The sequence below is a fragment of the Pseudomonas sp. LFM046 genome, assembly GCF_000949385.2.
Taxonomy (GTDB): Bacteria; Pseudomonadota; Gammaproteobacteria; order Pseudomonadales; family Pseudomonadaceae; genus Metapseudomonas.
The window spans coordinates 4,118,571-4,138,631 of sequence record NZ_JYKO02000001.1 but is presented as its reverse complement, the minus strand read 5'-3'; the positions used below and the strand labels follow the sequence as shown (position 1 = coordinate 4,138,631).

Here is a 20,061-nt window from a genome sequence, read left to right as displayed (position 1 = left end):
TGTGGAATCAGGCGGGTTTCTTGCCCGGGAACTCCTTGTCCAGGCGTTCGCGGATCTGCTGGGCCTTGGCGTCCAGCGCGGGGTACATGGCGTCGAGGGTGTTTCGTTCGGATTGCTCGATGTTCTTGCCACGAACCCGGGTCAGGGACCGGCCGAGGAGCTCGCCGCTCTGGCTGTCGGCGATTTCGGTCTCGAACATCACGTAGAGGGTTTCGTCGCGTACACCGGCAACGTGCAGGGAGGCCCCGATCAGCATGCCGATGGGGATGTATTCCGTGACGCTGGGATCACGAGGCGTGCGCTTGATGTCGGTGATCGCGACCTTGAGCGAGAGCGCGCCGGGTTCGGGTTTGTTCACCACGCGGTAGCCGGCGGAGACGAGTTCCAGCCTCAGCTTGCCGCTGAAGTGGACGAGCAGCCGGTTGAAGTCCTCCTCGGATTCGCCATGGAGCGAGTTCTTGTCCGCGACGGGAACCGGCTTCGGCAAGTTGATGAATATCTTCTTGCCATAGCGCTTGGACAGCGGTTCGGGATACCGCTTCCAGACTACGGTTTCCCCGTCGTTTTCGATCAACTGAAGTTTGCTGTTGGCTTGCTGTTGTTCAACGCTGGTCTGATCGATTTTCGGAGCCATCGAACAACCAAGCAATGCCATCGAAAGTGAGAGAGTTGAAAGCGTTTTGAAATGCATGGGTATTCCTGTTGAAGTCGGATCGAATTACTCGACTGTGACTCAGGGGAGTTTTCGCAAGGGAAATGCCGATGTTCAGGGGCAACTTGCCCGGACGGTCTCGTATCGTTTCGGCAGGCCTTGTCGGTGGGCGGCGCGGTACGTCGTCGGGCGGTTCTCCCGGTGGGAGGTGGCCTTGTAATCCGTTGTGCCGCGCCACGTTCGGCGCGTTTGCACTCTGAAGCAGGTGGGCGAAAAAGGAGAATCAAAAATCGTTATTTTTGATGTGAGGCAAACAGTCCGGTGCCGTTGTGCGAGAGAATTCGCCTCCACTTTTCCGGGTGATCAAGTCATAACGATCAATAAGCGATCATGAAAAGCAAATTCAATTTCTTCCTGAAGTGTGGCGATAGCGTGATGTTCGATGCCGCGACCAATCAGCTGCTCTTAAGCTCAGGTTCAGGCGAGCCCCGCAGCGTTACGCTGTCCTATTCGGAATCCCGATTACTGCAACTTCTGCTGGATAATCCGGGGGAAACCAGAAGTCGCAACGAAATAATGGAATATGCCTGGGACAACCGCGTCGTGGCGGCGGGAAGTTTGAACCAGGCGATATTCACCCTGCGCAACCTGATCGATGACGGCACCGATCATGACCTGCTGCAAACCGTCCCCCGGCGAGGCTATCGGTTCAATGCGCAGTACCTCGCGGACGACTCCGCGAACGAGGCCGGCGCGGCCAGCCCGGAATTGCCCGACGACAGCCCCCGGGAGGTCATCGAGCCTGACGCCGAGCTTGCGGCAGGGGAGATGCCCCGCCAACTGATTGGCCTGTTCGGCTCCCGCAGGCTGCTGGTCCCTGCCTATGCCCTGATGTTCTGCCTGCTGGTGCTGGTGGCTCTGTACCGTACTGGCGTCCTCGGCGGCGCGACGCCTGATCTGGTGATCGAGGACGTCAAGGTCGGACCGCTGACCTACCACTTCATTGGCGAGAGTGAAGAGGAGAACGCGACGGCCCGTGAAGCCTTCAGGCTGGCCATGGAGACCGGCGAAGAGGGGCTCGAGGGGGATATCTGGATCAACAAGTCGAACCGGCTCTACGACCTGAGTTGCGTCCGCGCGGGCGGCGTTACCGAAAACCTGATCTTTCGCGAGGACAACACGATGGCCAACCTGGAGCTGGAGATGGTCAGGCGCTGCATGAGGGGGTGGCGATGAAACTTGGCAGGGTCAAGCACGGATTCATCCTCGGCGGCCTCGCCCTGCTGGCGGTGGCCGGCCTGGTGTTCGAGCGCCCGGCCTACACCCGGGGTGTGTCCTACCACGGGGCTAACACCATCCTGCTCAACGACGGCACCCCGATTCGTTCGGAAGAGCGCCTCATCATCGGCGATGTGCTGAGCCTGGCCGCCATGGAGCGGGTTGGCTCGGAGGTCAACTACGCGTCCCTCTCGGCGGATGTCGTCGACTTCGGTGCCCGCAGCCTCGACGTGCGCTTGCAGAAGGCCAAGACCAGCCGCAGCAGTCCCCTGGAGCGGCTGAGCGAAATCCCGGATGTGTTCTTCGGCCGGCAGTATGGCCTGGCCACCGGTGCGACGCTGCGCCTGGAGTTCCTGCCGGTGCCGGATAGCAAGGTGATCTGCTACTACGCCCGCGAGATCGACAACGTCCGCTGCCTGAACCGCTGACCCGGCCGGGTCAGGGTTCCGTGGGGGGCTCGCGTTGCGGCTCCCCGATCTCTTTTTTCCTGCCCTTCAGGCGGACTCCAGAAGGCGCAGTTCACGACTTTCCGTAAGCCTTCCGTCCAGCGTCCGGGTTTCGACGCTGAGGACGACCGTGGGCCTTTCCACGCGAATGACCTTGATGCGGGTGATGGTGTCCGGCGTGCGCTGGACCACCACGCTTTCCCCGACGTTGCGACACAGGATCAGCATTGCGAACTCCCTGGTGAAGTTGTCTCGCTGTCGATTGTCGAATTCGCTGCCTGGAAGATGCGAATCAAAAATGGTCATTGCTTCCGGCGCCGTGGCGCTCAGCCCACGGACTGCCGGGCGCGGTCGATCCTTTCCGGGCAAGCCGTCCTGTTTCCCTCCAGGGCCCTGGCGCGCAGGGGAGGGGCGGCGTTGACAGAAAATGAAGATTGGTAATTTTCATTTCCACCGCCTCCCTGCGAAGAATCCTCCAGACCCCAGCTCGACGACCCGGAGCAGGCAAAGCCTGTCGGGAGTAGCCGGGACCCGTCTTGTCGCGAAAAGGGACGACTCATGAAATGTGTACCTGTCATCAGGCTTGCCTGCTGGATCGTCTGCGCGATCCTGATCGCCGTGTCCGTCGCGCTCATGCGCCATTCGCTCATCGGCGGGCTGCTGATGCTGTCCGGCGCCATCTGGCTATGCCCCGCCAGTTGGCGGGCGATTGAAAGCCTCGCCGGGAAGAAGGGCAGCGGCATCGCCGTCGCCGTTCTGGCGGTCCCGCTCTTCCTCCTTGGCATCCACATCACGACGACCGCGCGGGACCTGGATCGGCCGGCGGAAGGCTGGAGAATGATGTCCAACGGGGACTCCACCGTGAAGGCGGACGCCGGGGATCATCCGGAAGTGGACGCGGGCGCGCTGAACTTCTTCCGGCACCTCATGGAGCAGGACTACCTGATCGCCCTGGCCGGCGGAAAGTCGGCGCTGAACATCCTGTCGATGGTCAACCCGATCGAGCGTGTGCCCAGTTCGAAACTGGCGCGGCTGTACGAAGGCGACGAGGAGTCCATCGATCAGTTCTACAAGGGCCGCAAGATCATCGTCACGGGCGAGATCCTGGGGGTCCGCATGAACTTCTCCGATGACGTGGTCCTCGAGCTTCCCGGCGTCAACGAATTGTTCAACGTCCAGGCGCAGCTCCATCGCGATCCCGAGAAGTTCTCGTCGCCGGTCATGGAAGGGAAGTACGTGAACCTTTACTGCACCGTGTTCGGCAAGGTCAGCGACGACACCGCGAGCAACGTCTACCTGAAGGACTGCACGGAAGTGAACTTCAGCCCCGAGGCCAAGGCCTATGCGGACAACCTCACCGAAGCCCTGCGTGGCTGGCTGAGTACCGGCGGCAAGCACATTTTCCCCACCGACAATGCGGCGTCCTACTTCCTGGTTTCCTACCTGGCGGGCACCAAGCTGCCGGCGGACAACCCCTGCCTGCGGCAGGAAACGCCGCTCGAAGAATGCGTGGCGTCCCTGGAAAACATGGAAGCCAACGCGGTGTTCGAGCAGACCCGCGCCGACCTGCCGCGCTGGCAGGAGTGGCTTGACCTGCCAGCGCCCGGCAACCGCGGCCAGCTGTCCAGCCGTTGAGCGCAGCTTGGTGAAACAACGGGCAATCGCCGTGCAGCTGGCCGCGCTGGCGTTCTGCGCCCTGGCCACTTCCGGCCCGGTGCGCGCCGCGGAGGTCCACCTGCGCGGCCACTGGGTGCAGCCGATCGAGGATGAGGAGCGCTTCGTCGGTGTGTTGAGCCGCGATGCAGGAGGCGCCGCGGTGTCCGTCGAGTTGCATCTGGAGGCCTTTCGCGACGGCATCTTCGTCGGCGAGGAGGTACGGCAGGTCGCACTGTCGGAGCTGGTGAAGCTGTTCTCCTTCCCCCTGGAGAATGGCATCGACTGCTACCAGGTTGCCGACGTCGTCGGCTTCGATGCCGAAGGCGGGGAGCTGTCCGCCGAGGACAGTTCTCCGGAAGATCAGGGGGCATGCGGCACCCCCGACCTGGTCCCCGCCGGAGCCTCCAGGCCTATCTGAGTGGCGCGCCCTGTGCTTTCGGGCCAGAGGATTCAGGCGATTTTCCGCAGGTCGGCGGGGGCACCTCCGAATAGCGGTGCCGCGCGTTCGGCGGCCAGGGCGATGCGGGCCTTCAGCGTCTCGCTGGTGATCTGGTAGTTCTGGAAATCGGCCTCCGAGGCGTAGACGCCGATGGGCAGGGTCAGTGCCTGGAAGAAGCTGAACAGCGGACGCAACTGGTGATCCAGGACCAGCGCGTGGCGATCGCTGCCACCGGTGGCGGCCAGCAGCACCGGCGTGTCCACTAGGGCGTTGAGGTCGATCAGGTCGAACAGGTGCTTGAACTGGCCGGGGTAGGAGCCGCGATAGACCGGCGCCGCCACCACCAGCAGGTCGGCCTTCTCGATGGCGCGCAGCTCGTGCTCGACGGTTTCCGGCAGCTCCTGGCGCGACAGGGCGCCGCCCACCGGGCGGGCGATATCGCCCAGCTCGATGAGGTGGCTGTGGATGGGCAGGTGTCTGCCGAGCTCGGCGAGGATGGCCTGGGTCAGCACCAGCGTGCGAGAAGGACGGAAGACGCCGCCGGAAACGGCGACCACGTTGATCGGTCTGCTCATGGGAGGTTCCTTGCGATGTTGCTCTGGGTGCGGCAGGGGAGAGCAAGGGACGTACCAAGGCGTCGGATACCCATGAACCCTGGGGTTGGCAGTTGGTCGCCCGGTTTCTTCTGATGGATGGGCAGCAGGTCTGTTGGCGGGGTGTTGCTGGATCAGCAGCGAAGGGCAGCATTGTTATTCCATAAAGATATATATAAATATCAATCAATAATTTTTTAATCTATGTGGGTTTCGGGCATCATCTTTCTGCGCTATCGGATGCCAGGAACGCACCATGTCTCTGCTTACCCTCCCCAATGCCCGCGAACTGACCAAGTCCGTGCGGGCCTCCGTGCTGGTGTTCAAGGACCCGGCTTCTCAGGAACTGCTCAACCGCATCGAACGCCTGGCGCCCAGCGAGGCCAATGCGTTGATCGTCGGTGAGACCGGCACCGGCAAGGAGCTGGTGGCCCGGCATATCCACAACCTCAGCCGTCGCGCCGGCGGCCCGTTCGTTGCGGTGAACTGCGGTGCTTTCCCGGAAACCCTGGTGGAAAGCGAACTGTTCGGCCACGAGAAGGGGGCGTTCACCGGCGCCGTCAGCAGCAAGGCCGGCTGGTTCGAGGTGGCCAACGGCGGCACCTTGTTCCTCGACGAGATCGGCGACCTGCCGCTCAACATGCAGGTGAAGCTGCTGCGGGTGTTGCAGGAGCGGGAAGTGGTGCGCCTGGGTTCACGCACGCCCGTGCCCATCGACGTGCGCCTGGTGGCGGCGACCAACGTGAACCTCGCGGAAGCCGTGATGGCCGGGCACTTCCGCGAGGACCTGTTCTATCGGTTGCATGTGGCGAGTATCCCGCTGCCGCCGCTGCGCGAGCGCAAGGGCGACATCCTGCCCCTGGCGGCGTTCTTCGTTGGCGAGCACTGCCGGCGCCTGGGCTACACCCCGGCGACCCTGAGCGCAGACGCCGAACGCAAGCTGCTGGCCCATGGCTGGCCGGGCAACATCCGCGAGCTGGAGAACGCCATCCACCATGCGCTGCTGGTTTGCCGCAACCGCGTGGTCCAGCCAGGCGACCTCCACCTGGTAGACATGCGTCCGGCTTCAGCGCGCCATGATCTTGCATTCCAGGCATCGACCGTGCCCGCCGAACTGGAGGCGGCGTTGCAGGCGCTGTTCGAGTCGAACCAGCCGGATCTCTACGAGCGGATCGAGGAGCGGCTGTTCCGCAGCGCGTACCGTTTCTGTCACGGCAACCAGTTGCAGACGGCGCGCTTGCTGGGCGTCAGCCGCAATGTGGTTCGCGCACGGCTGGAAAAAATCGGCGAACTGGGTGTGGTTGCCCAGGCGCCGGGCGCCCGTCTGGCCTGAGTCCTGTCGGCCCGGCGTTCAGTCCGGGCCATCTCCTTTATCCCCACCTTCGATCAGGCAAAAAGCACGGTTTTCTGGCGCTCGTGACCGCACACTGTGCCCATCAGGGCCGGCTCTTCCGGGCGGTGGCAAACAGCGGATTAACGGAAAGACACTGCTCGGATGGCTCTATCTCGGGCGTTCCGGGCTGGTTCGATGAGTGGTGGGGGGCGTTTGACCGGGGCTAATTGCCAGGGATTATCATCTTTGTAAGATAATATTTCCGATTAAAGACGATATAAAACAACAAGTTACGTGCCTATTTTTCGATGTTAAGGCCTATCCGACGGTCGCTTGACAGTGTTTTTTGGCGAATCTTTAGTCAGGTGTGTAAGAGATTGTTTCGCTTTGCGGGCAGCTGCATCGTGAGGGCGCTGCAGCCTTAGCCGGGGAACAACACACGCTAGGGAGTTCGTCATGAGCACTGTTTCGCTGATCCCGCCGTCAGGGGCGATGCCCCCCATTGCCTCTTACCTCACCGAAATTCACGGTCCGCCGGGCTGATGACCCACGGCGCCGACGTCAATTGTCCGGCGCAAAAAGGGGTAGAACCACCTGCTCAAGTGCATGAGTAGCGCTCGCACCTGCGCCGCTTGAAGGCAGGCGTCATCTCGTCCCCCCACATCCCGTAGTCAAGTCGAAAGCGTGGAGCCCTGTCCTTGCTGCCACGGCGCACGCCCTTACGCAGTCGGAATTGAGGAATCAGCAAAAATGGCCAACTTCAACCTTGCGGACCTGGATTTCATCCTTCAGCAGATTCTCATCGCAGAGGCCCATGCTTCCGGGGAGAACCTCCTGGACTTGCTCCCCAACGTGCAGGTGCCTTTCGGTTTGCGCACCATCGATGGCTCGTTCAACAACCTGCTCCTGGGACAGTCGGAGTTCGGCGCTGCGGACAACATCTTCCCGCGTCTGCTGGACCCGGTGTTCCGGCCAGCCGAGCTGGGAACCAACTACGCGCAGACGACGGGTACGGTGTTCGATTCCCAGCCGCGCATCATCAGCAACCTGATCGTCGATGATACCGCCAGCAACCCGGCGGCCGTGGCGGCGGCCTTCGATCCCGGCGTGGACGGGATTCTCGGAACGCCCGACGATGTGTTGAAGGACGGCGTCCAGATCGTGACCAGCCCCGGCCTCGACGGGCTGTTCGGCACGGCGGATGACAAGCCGACCTTCTTCATCCCGAACGTTGCGTCTGACGTCGGGTTGTCCGCCCCGTTCAACGCCTGGATGACCTTCTTCGGCCAGTTCTTCGACCACGGCCTGGACCTGGTAACCAAGGGCGGCAATGACGTCATCTTCATTCAGTTGCAGCCGGACGACCCGCGCTTCGTCGCAGGCAGTCCGACCAACTTCATGGTCCTGACCCGCGCTACCCAGTTCGGCGGCCCCGGCCTGAACCAGAACACCACGTCGCCCTTCGTCGACCAGAACCAGACCTACAGCTCGCACCCGTCACACCAGGTCTTCCTGCGTGCCTACGAGATCGGTGCCGATGGTCATCCCCATGCCACCGGCAAGCTGATCACCAACCGTGACCTGGGCGCCGATGGTCAATTCGGTACCGCCGACGATGTGGAGATCGGCGGCATGGCCACCTGGGCGGTGGTCAAGGCCCAGGCCCGTGACATCCTCGGGATCAACCTGACCGACGCCAACGTCTTCGACGTGCCGCTGCTGGCCACCGATGCCTACGGCAACTTCATCAAGGGCCCGAACGGTTTCCCGCAGGTGGTCTTCGTCGGTCCGGACGGTTTGCCGGGTACGGCTGACGACGTGCTGGTCGAAGGCAATCCGGCCGCCAACGGCGGTCTGGGGATCAGCCTGGTCGGTGCGGTCGGCACCGGCCACCAGTTCCTCATCGACATCGCCCACAGCGCCGACCCCACCGGTGGCCTGACCGCGGACGCCGACAACGTCATCAACGTCGGCACCCCGCCGGCAGCCGGCACCTATGACAACGAGCTGCTGGACGCCCACTTCATGGCCGGTGACGGCCGGGTCAACGAAAACATCGGCCTGACCACCGTGCACCACGTGTTCCACTCCGAGCACAACCGCTTGGTGGAACAGACCAAGACCACGCTGCTGTCTCCCGGTGCCCTGGCTACCGCCGCCGATCTGGCCACCCTCAACCAGTGGCTGCTGACTCCGGTAACGGCCTTCCCGGTCGCTGCTGCGGATATCGCGGCCCTGGACTGGAACGGCGAGCGCCTGTTCCAGGCCGCCAAGTTCGGCACCGAGATGCAGTACCAGCACCTGGTGTTCGAAGAGTTCGCCCGCACTATCCAGCCGCAAGTGGACGAGTTCCTGGCGCCAACCGGCTATGACACCACCATCGATCCGTCCATCGTCGCTGAGTTTGCCCATACGGTTTACCGTTTCGGCCACTCGATGCTGACCGAGACGATCGATCGCTTCGACCCGAACTTCAACCCGGTCACCGTCGACCCGTTGCACCCGACCAACAACCAGCAACTCGGCCTGATCGCCGCCTTCCTCAACCCGCTGGCCTTCGCCGCCAGCGGACCGACGGCGCAAGCTGCGGCCGGCGCCATCGTCCGTGGTGTGACCCGCACCGTGGGCAACGAGATCGACGAATTCGTCACCGAAGCCCTGCGCAACAACCTGGTGGGCCTGCCGCTGGACCTGGCTGCGTTGAACATTGCCCGTGGTCGTGACACCGGCATTCCTTCGCTGAACGCTGCGCGCCGCGAGTTCTACCACATGACCGGTGACGAGCAACTGACCGCCTACACCAGTTGGGTGGACTTCCTCGATCACCTGAAGCACCCGGAATCGCTGATCAACTTCATCGCCGCCTATGGCACCCACTCCAGCATCACTGGCGCTACCACCATGGCGGCCAAGCGTGCCGCTGCGACCCTGCTGGTGCTGGGCGGTGCCGGCGAACCGGCTGACCGCATGGACTTCCTGCACAGCACCGGGGCCTGGGCCAGCGGCGCCGACGGCGTCACCACCACCGGCCTGGACCTGGTGGACTTCTGGATCGGCGGCCTGGCAGAAGAGAAGATGCCCTTCGGCGGCAAGCTGGGCTCGACCTTCAACTTCGTCTTCGAGACCCAGCTGGAGTCCCTGCAGAACGGTGACCGCTTCTATTACCTGTCGCGCACTGCCGGGATGAACTTCGGCACCGAGCTGGAGAACAACTCCTTCGCCAAACTGGTGATGCTCAACACCGATGCTACCCACCTGTCCAACGCGATCTTCTCCACCCCGACCTGGACCCTGGAGGTCAATCCGCTGGCGCAGCACACCGGCCTGAACGACCCCGGCCCGGATGGCATCCAGGGCACGGCGGATGACGTGGTTGGCGCGGACGGTATCGCCGGCAACTCCGATCCCATTGGGGGCATCATCATCAACGGTATTGAAATCAACCCGCTGGTGATGCGCGACAACCCCAATACCGCCGCCGTGGAAACCAACTACCTGCGCTACACCGGTGAAGACCACGTAGTGCTCGGTGGCACCGCGCTTGACGACACCATCATCTCCGGCGACGGCGACGACACCGTTTACGGTGATGGCGGCAATGACGAACTGGAAGGCGGCTACGGCAACGACACCGTCATGGGTGGTGCCGGCGACGACATCCTCACCGATGCCGGCGGCGACAACCGCATGGAGGGCGGTGACGGCAACGACGTCATCCATGTCGGCAACATGATGGCCGGCGGCGCCGGGCACCTGATCCTCGGTGGCAACGGCAAGGACTTCATCGTCACCAGCGAAGACATGTCCACCACCTTTGGCGGCCAGGGCGACGACTTCATCCTGAGCGCCAAGACCAGCCTGCCGCCCACCGGCAACGAGGGTAACGACTGGATCGAGAAGGGCACCCAGGATGGTGCGCCCGGCGACAACTTCGCGCCCCTGCTGGCTGACAACGTGATCGGTCACGACATCTTCGTCGGTGGCGGTGGTTTCGACGAGATGATCGGCGAGGGCGGCGACGACATCTTCGTGGGCAGCGATGCCCAGGACAAGATGGACGGCATGTCCGGCTACGACTGGGTCACTTACAAGAATGACAACATCGGCGTCACCGTCGACCTGGCCCTGGCGGCCTTCCTCGGCATCGGCGAGGTGGGTGACCACATTGCCTTCCCGGTGGCGCAGTCGCCGGCCTCGATCTTCGACCGTTTCGCCGAAGTGGAAGGTCTGTCTGGCTCCGACTTCGCGGACATCCTGCGCGGCGATGACGTGGACCCGACCACCATCATCAACCATGGCGGCGCCACCGGTGGTGCGCTGACCAACCTCGATCTGATCACCGGCCTGCGGGCTTTCCTGGGTGACCAGGCCTCGGTGGGCGCGGACGCCATTCTCGGCACCGCGGACGACCTGGTGAACACCTTCATCGGCGGCAACATCATCCTCGGTGGTGGCGGCAGCGACATCATGGAAGGTCGCGGCGGCAACGACCTGATCGATGGTGACCTGTGGCTGAACGTGCGTATCAGCGTGCGTGCCAATGCCGATGGCACCGGCGCGGAAATCGCCAGCTTCGACAGCATGGAGGACCTGGTCCCGCTGATGCTGAACCGCACCTTCAACCCGGGGCAACTGGTGGCGGTGCGTGAACTGCTCAATGGTGGTGCCTCCTTCGACACCGCCAACTACCAGGGACTCGCCGCCGATTACACGGTGGTGGCCAATGCCGATGGTTCCTGGACGGTGACCGACTCGGTGGCTGGCCGTGACGGCATCGACCGTCTGACCAACGTCGAGCGCATCCAGTTCTCCGACGCTGTCCAGGTGCTGGTCCCCGGCCTCAACATCGAACCCGTGGGCTCCCTTGCCATCACTGACACCAATGGCGGTGCCCTGGAGGTGGGTGATTTCCTGACCGTCTCCGCGGCCGGTGTGTCCGACGGCGACAACCCCGGTGGCGATATCACCAACGTCAACTATGTCTGGCAGGTCGAACGCGTTCCGGGTACCGGCGTATTCGAGGACATCATTGCCGCACCGGCAGGCGACCTGGCCTTCCAGAGTGCCAACGGTATCCGCTTCAGGATCACGCCGGACCTTGCCGGCCTGTCGATTCGGGTCAAGGGCGTCTATCAGGATGCTGGCGGCGTCACCGAACAGGTGTTCTCCGCGCCTTCCGCTGCCGTGGCAGCCTTCATCCCGCCGCCGCCCACTCCGGTGGTCGACCTGGGGCCTGGCGTGGCCCAGAGTGGCCCTGGCATTCAACTGGTGCGTTCGGACCTGAACTTCATCCTTGATCAGATCCGCATCGCCGAGGCCCATGCAGCAGGCGTCGATCTGCTGTCGCTGTTGCCGAACGTGCGTGCGTCCATGGGGCTGCGTACCGTCACTGGTGAGTTCAACAACCTGCTGAACTTCTCCGGCATCGATCAGAGCCAGTTCGGCGCTGCCGACAATGCCTTCCCGCGGCTGCTGCCAGCGGAGTTCACCAACGGCCAGGGCGACCCGAATTTCTCCGCCGCGACGGGCATTACCAACACCAACTACAACAGCTCCACCAGCGTGGTGGACACCGCTCCGCGCACCATCAGCAACCTGATCGTCGACCAGACCGCCAACAACCCGGCGGCGGTGGCGTCGACCTTCGATCCGGGTGTGGACGGGATTCTCGGAACGGCCGACGACGTGTTGAAGGAGGGCAACCTGGTCGTGACCAGCCCTGGCCTGGACGGTCTGTTCGGCACGGCCGATGACCAGCAGGTGAACTTCATCGCCAACACCATGCCGGACGCTGGCCTGACCGCGCCGTTCAACGCCTGGATGACTTTCTTCGGCCAGTTCTTCGACCACGGCCTGGACCTGGTGACCAAGGGCGGTAGTGGGACGGTGTTCATCCCGCTGCAACCGGACGATCCGCGCTTCGTGCCCGGTAGTCCGACCAACTTCATGGTCCTCACCCGTGCCACCCAACTGGGCGGTGTGCCTGGGCAGAACGAGAACACGACTTCTCCGTTCGTTGACCAGAATCAGACCTACACCTCGCATCCGTCGCATCAGGTGTTCCTGCGGGAGTACATCTCCACGCCCAATGGTCCGGTAGCGACCGGTGAGCTGATCACTAACCGCAATCTGGGTGCAGATGGCGAATTCGGCACTGCCGACGATGTGGAAATCGGCGGCATGGCCACCTGGGCGGTGGTCAAGGCTCAGGCCCGTGACGTCCTCGGGATCAACCTGACCGATGCCAACGTCTTCAACGTGCCGCTGCTGGCCACCGACGCCTATGGCAATTTCATCAAGGGTCCGAACGGCTTCCCGCAAGTGGTCTTCGTCGGTCCTGACGGCTTGCCGGGTACGGCTGACGATGTGCTGGTCGAAGGCAATCCGGCCGCCAACGGCGGTCTGGGTATCAGCCTGGCCGGTGCGGTCGGCACCGGTCACCAGTTCCTCATCGACATCGCTCACAGCGCCGATCCTACCGGCGGTCTGACCGCGGATGCGGACAACGTCATCAACGTCGGCACCCCGCCGGCAGCGGGGACCTACGACAACGAGCTGCTGGATGCGCACTACATGGCCGGTGACGGCCGGGTCAACGAGAACATCGGCCTGACCGCCGTGCACGCGATCTTCCACTCCGAGCACAACCGCCTGGTGGCACAGACCAAGAGCACCGTGCTGGCCAGCAACGACCTGGCGTTCCTCACCGAGTGGCTGCTGCCGGGTACGGCTCCTGCAGCCTTCCCGATCACTGCGGCCGAGATCAATGCCCTGCAGTGGAATGGCGAGCGTCTGTTCCAGACCGCCAAGTTCGGTACCGAAATGCAGTACCAGCACCTGGTGTTCGAGGAGTTCGCGCGGACCATCCAGCCCAACGTCGACCCGTTCTTCGCGCCGACGCAGGTCTATGACGTCAACCTCGATCCATCGATCGTCGCCGAGTTCGCCCACACGGTTTACCGCTTCGGCCACTCGATGCTGACCGAGACGGTCGATCGCTTCGACGCCAACTTCAACCCGGTCACGGTCGACCCGCTGCACCCGACCAACGACCAGCAACTGGGCCTGATCGCTGCCTTCCTCAACCCGCTGGCCTATGCCGCCAGTGGGGTGACCCCGGAAGACGCCACCAGTGCCATCGTGCGTGGTGTGACCCGCACCGTGGGCAACCAGATCGACGAGTTCGTTACCGAAGCCCTGCGCAACAACCTGGTCGGCCTGCCGCTGGACCTGGCCACGCTGAACATCGCCCGTGGTCGCGATACGGGCGTGGCAACGCTCAACCATGCTCGTGCGCAGTTCTATGAAGCTACCGGCGACGCCAACCTGAAGCCCTACGTCAGCTGGGCGGACATGGTGCTGCACCTGAAGCATCCGGAGTCGCTGATCAACTTCATCGCGGCATACGGCACCCACACCAGCATCACCGGTGCCACCCTGCTGGCCGACAAGCGTGCCGCTGCGACCGCCATCGTCCTGGGCGGGGCAACGGCGCCTGCCGACCGGCTGGACTTCCTCAATGGCACCGGCGCATGGACCGGCGTGGAAACCGGTCTCAACCTGGTGGACTTCTGGATCGGCGGCCTGGCCGAGAAGGTCACGCCGTTCGGCGGCATGCTGGGCTCGACCTTCAACTTCGTGTTCGAGAACCAGCTGGAGAAACTCCAGGACGGTGACCGCTTCTACTACCTGGAGCGCACCGCCGGCCTGAACTTCAACGCCGAGCTGGAAGGCAACTCGTTCGCCAAGCTGATCATGGCCAACACCACTGCCACCCACCTGCCGGGCGTGGTCTTCCTGACCCCGGCCTTCACCCTCGAGGTCAATCCGCTGGCGCAGCACACCGGCCTCAACGACCCGGGGGCCGACGGCATCCAGGGCACTCTGGACGACGTGATCGGCGCCGACGGCATCGCCCTCAACTCCGATCCGCTGGGCGACAACCCGCTGCTACCGCTGGTGGATCGCGACAATCCGGCGACTGCCGGGCTGGACACCAACTACCTGATGTACCGCGGCGAAGACCACGTGGTGCTGGGCGGCAGTGCCGGCAACGACATCCTGCGTTCCAGCGAGGGTGACGACACCCTCTACGGCGACGGCGGCAACGACCGTCTGGATGGCGGCTACGGCAATGACTTCATCAATGGTGGCGACGGCGACGACATCATCACGGACGTGGGTGGCGACGACAACATCAAGGGTGACAACGGCAACGACGTGATCCAGGGCGGTAACGGCGTCAACCTGATCCTCGGCGGATTCGGCAAGGACTTCATCATCACCGGTGAGGACGCCAGCGAAGCCTTCGGTGGCCAGGGCAACGACTTCATCCTGGGCTCCAAGGCCAACGAGCAGGACATGGGCAACGAAGGTGACGACTGGCTGGAGGCCGGTACCTCCGATGGCGCCCCTGGCGACAACTTCGACCCGGCAGGCAACGACCCGATCGCCGGCAACGATGTCTACGTCGGCAGCGGCGAGAACGACAAGTTCAACGCCGAGGGCGGTGACGACATCATGGTCGGCAGCCCCGGCCAGGGCGACCGTTACATCGGTGGATCAGGCTACGACTGGGCGACCTTCAAGAACGATACCCGTGGTGTCACCATCGACATCAGCGATCGTTTCTTCGACCAGCCGCAGATGCCGGGCTCGGGTGCCTCGGTGCTGACCCGCTTCGACTTTGTCGAGGGCCTGTCGGGTTCCGCCTTCGGCGACGTGCTGAGCGGTGACGATTCCGATGCCGTTTCGTTGCCCGTGGCCGGCGCCAAGGGCAGCGTGCTGACCAACATCGCCCTGATCTCGGGCCTGCAGGGCTTCCTCAACCAGATGGTCGGTACCGTGGCCGTGCCGTCGGTGGCCTTCTTCGACGGTGGCAATATCATCCTCGGCGGCAGCGGCAGCGACATCATCATGGGACGGGGTGGCGATGACCTGATCGATGGTGACAGATGGTTGAACGTGCGCATCAGTGTGCGGGCCAACCTGGACGGCAGCGGTGCAGAGATCGCCAGCTTCAACACCATGAAGGAGATGGTGCCGCTGATGGTCAACGGCACCTACAACCCGGGGCAACTGGTGATCGTGCGGGAGCTCCTGCAGGGGACTGCTGCATTGGATACAGCGGCCTATCAAGGGCTTTCGTCCGAGTACGTCTGGACCGTGAACGCGGATGGCACCGTGACCGTCGCCGACCAGGTGGCCGGCCGTGACGGCACCGACCACCTGAACAGCATCGAGCGCCTGCGGTTCACCGACGGCGTCATCGACCTGTCCGGCACCGATGCGCTGCCGGTGGGCGCAGTGAGCATCAGCGACGCCACGCCTGAAGTTGGCACGCTGCTCACCGCTTCCCTGGCCGGCGTGACCGACGCCGACAACCCCGGCGGCACCATCACCGGACCGGTGTCTTATTACTGGCAGGTGGAAACCAACCCGGGGTCCGGCATCTTCGAAGACATCATCACCTTTGCCGCAGGTGAGGTCGCCCGTGCTACTGGCCGGTCCTTCCGCGTTACCGCCGACCAGGCTGGCCTGAACCTGCGGGTCATGGCGATCTACAAGGACGCCAACGGTGTGCTGGAGACCGTACTGTCGAATGTGACAGCTCCGGTCGCGACCGTCGCGGTCAACGACGCGCCGACCGGTGCGCCGGCGATCAGCGACACCACGCCGACGCAGGGCCAGGTGCTGACCGCGACCCGCGGGACCATCGCCGATGCCGATGGCACGACCACCTCGGTGTTCAGCTTCCAGTGGCAGGTTTCCACCAACGGCGGTGCGACCTTCTCCAACATCGTTGGTGCCACGGGGGCGAACTTCACGGTCGGCGCGGCGCAGGTCGGCCAACTGCTGCGGGTGGTGGCGAGTTTCACCGATGATGGCGGCACCGCTGAATCGGTGGTCTCGGCGGCGACCAGTGTGGTGGGTGCCTTGTTCAACGGTGGACCCGGGGCGGACAGCTTCCTCGGCACCGCAGGGGATGACATTGCCAATGGCGGCGCTGGCAACGACATCCTCCGCGGCCTGGCCGGCAACGACACCCTCAACGGTGATGGCGGGAATGACACGCTGATCGGAGGGGTGGGCAACGACGTGATGGCCGGTGGTGTGGGCAACGACACCTACGAGGTAACCGATGCCGGTGATGTAGTGACTGAGTTGGCCGGGGAGGGAACCGACACGGTCTGGACCTCACTGTCGAGCTACACCCTGGGCGCCAATGTCGAGAACCTGTTCTACGGCGGCACCGGCAATTTCACCGGCACGGGCAACGCGCTGGACAACCTGTTGGTGGGCGGCGTGGGTAACGACGTGCTGATGGGCAAGGGCGGCGCGGACACCATGCGCGGCGGTGCGGGGAACGATACCTACGAGGTCACCGAGGCGGGCGATGTGGTGGCCGAGTCGGGTGGTGCGGGTACGGATACGGTCTTGACCTCGCTGGCGAGCTACACCCTGGGTGCCAATGTCGAGAACCTGAGCTACATCGGCACTGGTAACTTCACCGGCACTGGCAATGCGCTGGGCAACCAGATGAGCGGGGGCGTTGGTAATGACGTGCTGATGGGCAAGGGCGGTGCGGACGCCATGAGCGGTGGTGCGGGGAACGATACCTACGAGGTCACCGATGCAGGCGATACGGTGGTCGAGTCGGCCGGTGCGGGTACGGATACGGTCTGGACCTCGCTGGCAAGCTACACCCTGGGTGCCAACCTGGAGAACCTGAACTACGGCGGCAATGGCAACTTCACCGGCACAGGCAATGCGTTGGACAACCAGATGGGCGGTGGGACAGGTACCGACGTGCTGATGGGCAAGGGCGGCGCGGACACCATGCGCGGTGGTGCAGGTAACGATACCTACGAGGTAACCGATGCAGGCGATGTGGTGATCGAGTTGGCCGGTGCGGGCACGGATAGCGTCTGGACCTCGCTGGCGAGCTACACCCTGGGTGCCAACCTGGAGAACCTGAACTACGGAGGCAGTGGCAACTTCAACGGCACCGGCAACGGTTTGGCCAACACCCTCAGAGGGGGGGCGGGCAACGACACCCTGAACGGGGCGGGCGGCATCGACACCCTGATTGGCGGCCTGGGCAACGACACCTTCGCGTTCGGAGCCGGCTTCGGCCAGGACCGCATCCTGGACTTCGATGCCGATCCGGCTGGTGGCCAGGACCACATCGACATCACCGGCATGGGTATCACTGCGGCGAACTTCGCGGCGAACGTCACCATCCTCGACGTCGGGGTGAATACCCGAGTGACCATCGGGGCCAACATCATCACCCTGGTGGGGGTGGCGGATGCCACTACGGTGACCCAGGCGGACTTCATCGTGAGCTGAGGAGGTCGTTCACGTTGCGTTGAGTTGAAGGTTCGAAAGGTGCGGGGCCAATGCCCCGCACCTTTCGCTCTAGCTGAAGTCTCGCGAGGAGGTTCCCATGGATTCGAGGATCAGAATCGGCATTGTCGACGACCATCCGTTGTTGCGGGATGGGGTGGCAATGGCGCTGCAGAAAATTGCTGACTTCGAGGTAGTCGAGCAGGGCGAGTCGGCGGACGATGCCGTCGACATTGCCACGCGGTTTGCTCCGGACATCCTGCTGATGGATGTGAACATGCCGGGTGACAGCTTTGCCGCCGCCCGGACAATCACCGAGCGTACGCCGGACGTCAGGATCATGATGCTGACGGTGTCCGAGTCCATCGAGGATGCCTATTCCGCATTTGAAGCGGGCGCCCAGGGGTATGTGCTCAAGGGCATCAGCGGCCGTGAACTGGTCATGGCGATCAGAAACGTCGTTGACGGTGAAACCTTCATCACGGCCAAGCTCGCCGGCAAGTTGCTGGGCAATCTTCGGAAGCACACCGGTGACAAGCAGAAGGTCGAGTTGAGTTATCGCGAGGAGCAAGTCATTCGCGAGGTGGCGAAGGGGCTGACCAATCGTGAAGTCGCCATCAAGCTCGAACTGAGCGAAAAGACCGTGAAGTACTACATGACCAATGTCATGTACAAGCTGCATGTGCGCAACCGGACCGAGGCCGTGGTAGCGGTGCGGCGGCATTGGGAGAAAGAGCAGGCTGCCAGCCTGTACGCCGTCAGCCAGGGCCGTGATTAGGAGGCCGGGGGCCTGGCCGATCAGATCCTGAACTGCGCCTTGGCCCTGGTTCCGGCATGGGGCGCAGAATCGATGGTGAATACACCACCCAGGGATTCGACACGGTAGCGCATGCCGACAAGGCCCAAGTGAGTCCGGCCCCGGGCCTGAACACCGGGTTTCTCCGCTGAAATTCCGTCCCCCGAATCCTCCACCTGCACTTCCAGCAATCCGTCGCGATACGCGGCGCTGAGCTTTTGCCCCTTGCCGCCGGCGTGGGCATAGGCGTTGTTGAGCGCTTCCTGGGCGAACCGATAGATGCAGATCTTGTGCGAGACGGGGACGTCGTCGGGCAGTGCTTCAAGCTCCATGTCCACCTGCGTGTCGGTTCGATCCTCGTGGCGCGCGGCGAGCAGGACCAGCGCTTCCTGAAGCGTCAGGTCGTTGATCTCCGGAAGTGCCAGACCAAGCGAGATTTCGCGAACTTCGTCCAAGGCATCCTGGCCGGCGTGGCGGACCATTTCGAATACTTCCTTGTTCGCGGCGTTTTCCGAGTCATCGAGCTCTTCAAGGCGCAGCAGGATGAGCGACAACAATTGCGCCGGGCCGTCATGAAGGTCAGCCCCGATGCGGCGAAGAGTCAGTTCGTTGATCCTGGAAAACTCGCGATTGGCGGCGTCGACCCTGTTCTGTAGAAAGGCATTGTTCGAGAGCAGCATGGCCTGCTCACGCATTCTGGCTCTCAGGATTTCTTCCTGTTTCCTTATGATCAGGTCGCTGCGCCGGACGATGAAGAAGAGCAGAAGAAGCATGGAGATCGTTGCCGTGCCGACGATCAGCCAGACCTTCTTGTGGACTTTCGTGATTTCACGTTGCAACGCTTCCGCAGTCTCATAAAACTCACCCACAGCGAGGATTTTTCCGGTGCCGGCTTCGCGCAATGGGGCAAATATTTCGTAGAGCGGTACGTTAAGTCTTTTTTCGAAAGCATCCTCCACGTCATCCACGGGGTTGACGCCAATGTCTTCGTCCAGTGCCGTGGTGATATTGCCTGCCAGTGCATTGGAAATTTCGGTGATTTTGAATTTTTTCTGGATCACGGACTTGTCGGTGCTGTAGACAATGGTGCCATCCGGAAGCCAAATCTTCACCGAAACAATATGGGTGCTGAGCGAAGTTTCAGAAAGAAGTTTGTCAATGGTCTGGATGGTCTCTTCAGGAATAACTCTGGATGTGCCGAGTTCCTGCACGAACGGTTCCAGAAAGTTCTCCATGTAACGCGCACCGGTTTCTGCCGCTGCTTGAACCGTTGCATCTTCGATGCTCTGGGTGACGAGGTTGCCGACGAACGTCATGGTCAGGCCGAGAATGAGCGCGGCGGAGATGACGAACTGGGTCGAGCGGCTCAGTTGGCGTAGCCGGAAACGACCGACTTCGCTGTAAGCCGCGCCCTGACTGGCATTCTCGTCTGCTTCCGATTCGACCAAGGTCGCATCCGACTCACTGACCTTGGTCTCACCATTTGGCTGGTCTTTTGTCTCTGTACACATTCAGGTGG

At 62.9% G+C, this 20,061-nt stretch carries 11 protein-coding genes; 7 read left to right on the top strand and 4 right to left on the bottom strand.

The annotated features are described in order from the left end of the window. Positions 1–7 precede the first annotated feature (7 nt). Complete coding sequence (locus TQ98_RS19010; protein ID WP_242443163.1) at positions 8–634, bottom strand: DUF3313 domain-containing protein; 627 nt, start codon at positions 632–634, stop codon at positions 8–10. A gap of 408 nt (positions 635–1,042) precedes the next feature. Between TQ98_RS19010 and TQ98_RS19005 the strand changes: the two genes are divergently transcribed. Next, positions 1,043–1,888, top strand: a complete 846-nt coding sequence (locus tag TQ98_RS19005) for a winged helix-turn-helix domain-containing protein (protein WP_082073134.1) — start codon at positions 1,043–1,045, stop codon at positions 1,886–1,888. After that, on the top strand, positions 1,885–2,358 hold the full coding sequence (locus tag TQ98_RS19000; RefSeq protein ID WP_044870451.1) for a hypothetical protein: 474 nt from the start codon (positions 1,885–1,887) through the stop codon (positions 2,356–2,358). The genes TQ98_RS19005 and TQ98_RS19000 overlap by 4 nt, the downstream gene beginning before the upstream one ends. A 66-nt stretch (positions 2,359–2,424) precedes the next feature. Here the strand turns inward: TQ98_RS19000 and TQ98_RS18995 are convergent, their stop codons facing one another. Next, complete coding sequence (locus TQ98_RS18995; RefSeq protein WP_044870450.1) at positions 2,425–2,604, bottom strand: hypothetical protein; 180 nt, start codon at positions 2,602–2,604, stop codon at positions 2,425–2,427. A 330-nt stretch (positions 2,605–2,934) separates the two neighbouring features. Here TQ98_RS18995 and TQ98_RS18990 point away from each other — a divergent pair, with 330 nt between their 5' ends. Beyond that, the gene (locus TQ98_RS18990) at positions 2,935–4,011 is read left to right on the top strand and encodes a hypothetical protein (RefSeq protein WP_044870449.1); all 1,077 of its coding nucleotides are present in this window, start codon (positions 2,935–2,937) and stop codon (positions 4,009–4,011) included. A gap of 10 nt (positions 4,012–4,021) precedes the next feature. Continuing rightward, positions 4,022–4,450 (top strand): hypothetical protein, encoded by a 429-nt coding sequence (locus TQ98_RS18985; protein WP_146036031.1) that lies wholly within the window; start codon positions 4,022–4,024, stop codon positions 4,448–4,450. A 32-nt stretch (positions 4,451–4,482) separates the two neighbouring features. Here TQ98_RS18985 and msuE read toward each other — a convergent pair whose 3' ends face one another. Next, entirely contained in the window at positions 4,483–5,046 is a 564-nt protein-coding gene (gene msuE / locus TQ98_RS18980) for an FMN reductase (RefSeq protein WP_044870447.1), read from the bottom strand. A 274-nt stretch (positions 5,047–5,320) separates the two neighbouring features. Between msuE and TQ98_RS18975 the strand changes: the two genes are divergently transcribed. The 3 genes from TQ98_RS18975 (at position 5,321) to TQ98_RS18965 (ending at position 18,524) form a co-directional block, all read left to right on the top strand. Then, positions 5,321–6,397, top strand: a complete 1,077-nt coding sequence (locus TQ98_RS18975; protein WP_044870446.1) for a sigma-54 dependent transcriptional regulator — start codon at positions 5,321–5,323, stop codon at positions 6,395–6,397. A 750-nt stretch (positions 6,398–7,147) separates the two neighbouring features. Then, a complete protein-coding gene (locus TQ98_RS18970; protein ID WP_103103007.1) occupies positions 7,148–17,749 on the top strand; it encodes a peroxidase family protein in 10,602 nt (3,533 codons plus the stop codon). 97 nt (positions 17,750–17,846) lie between these two features. Further along, positions 17,847–18,524, top strand: coding sequence for a response regulator transcription factor (locus TQ98_RS18965; RefSeq protein WP_044870704.1), 678 nt, complete (start codon positions 17,847–17,849; stop codon positions 18,522–18,524). A 20-nt stretch (positions 18,525–18,544) separates the two neighbouring features. On the opposite strand, the gene TQ98_RS18960 is transcribed toward TQ98_RS18965, so the two are convergent. Further along, positions 18,545–20,053: an ATP-binding protein gene (locus TQ98_RS18960; RefSeq protein WP_044870705.1), complete on the bottom strand. Its 1,509-nt coding sequence runs from the start codon at positions 20,051–20,053 to the stop codon at positions 18,545–18,547. Positions 20,054–20,061: the final 8 nt, after the last annotated feature.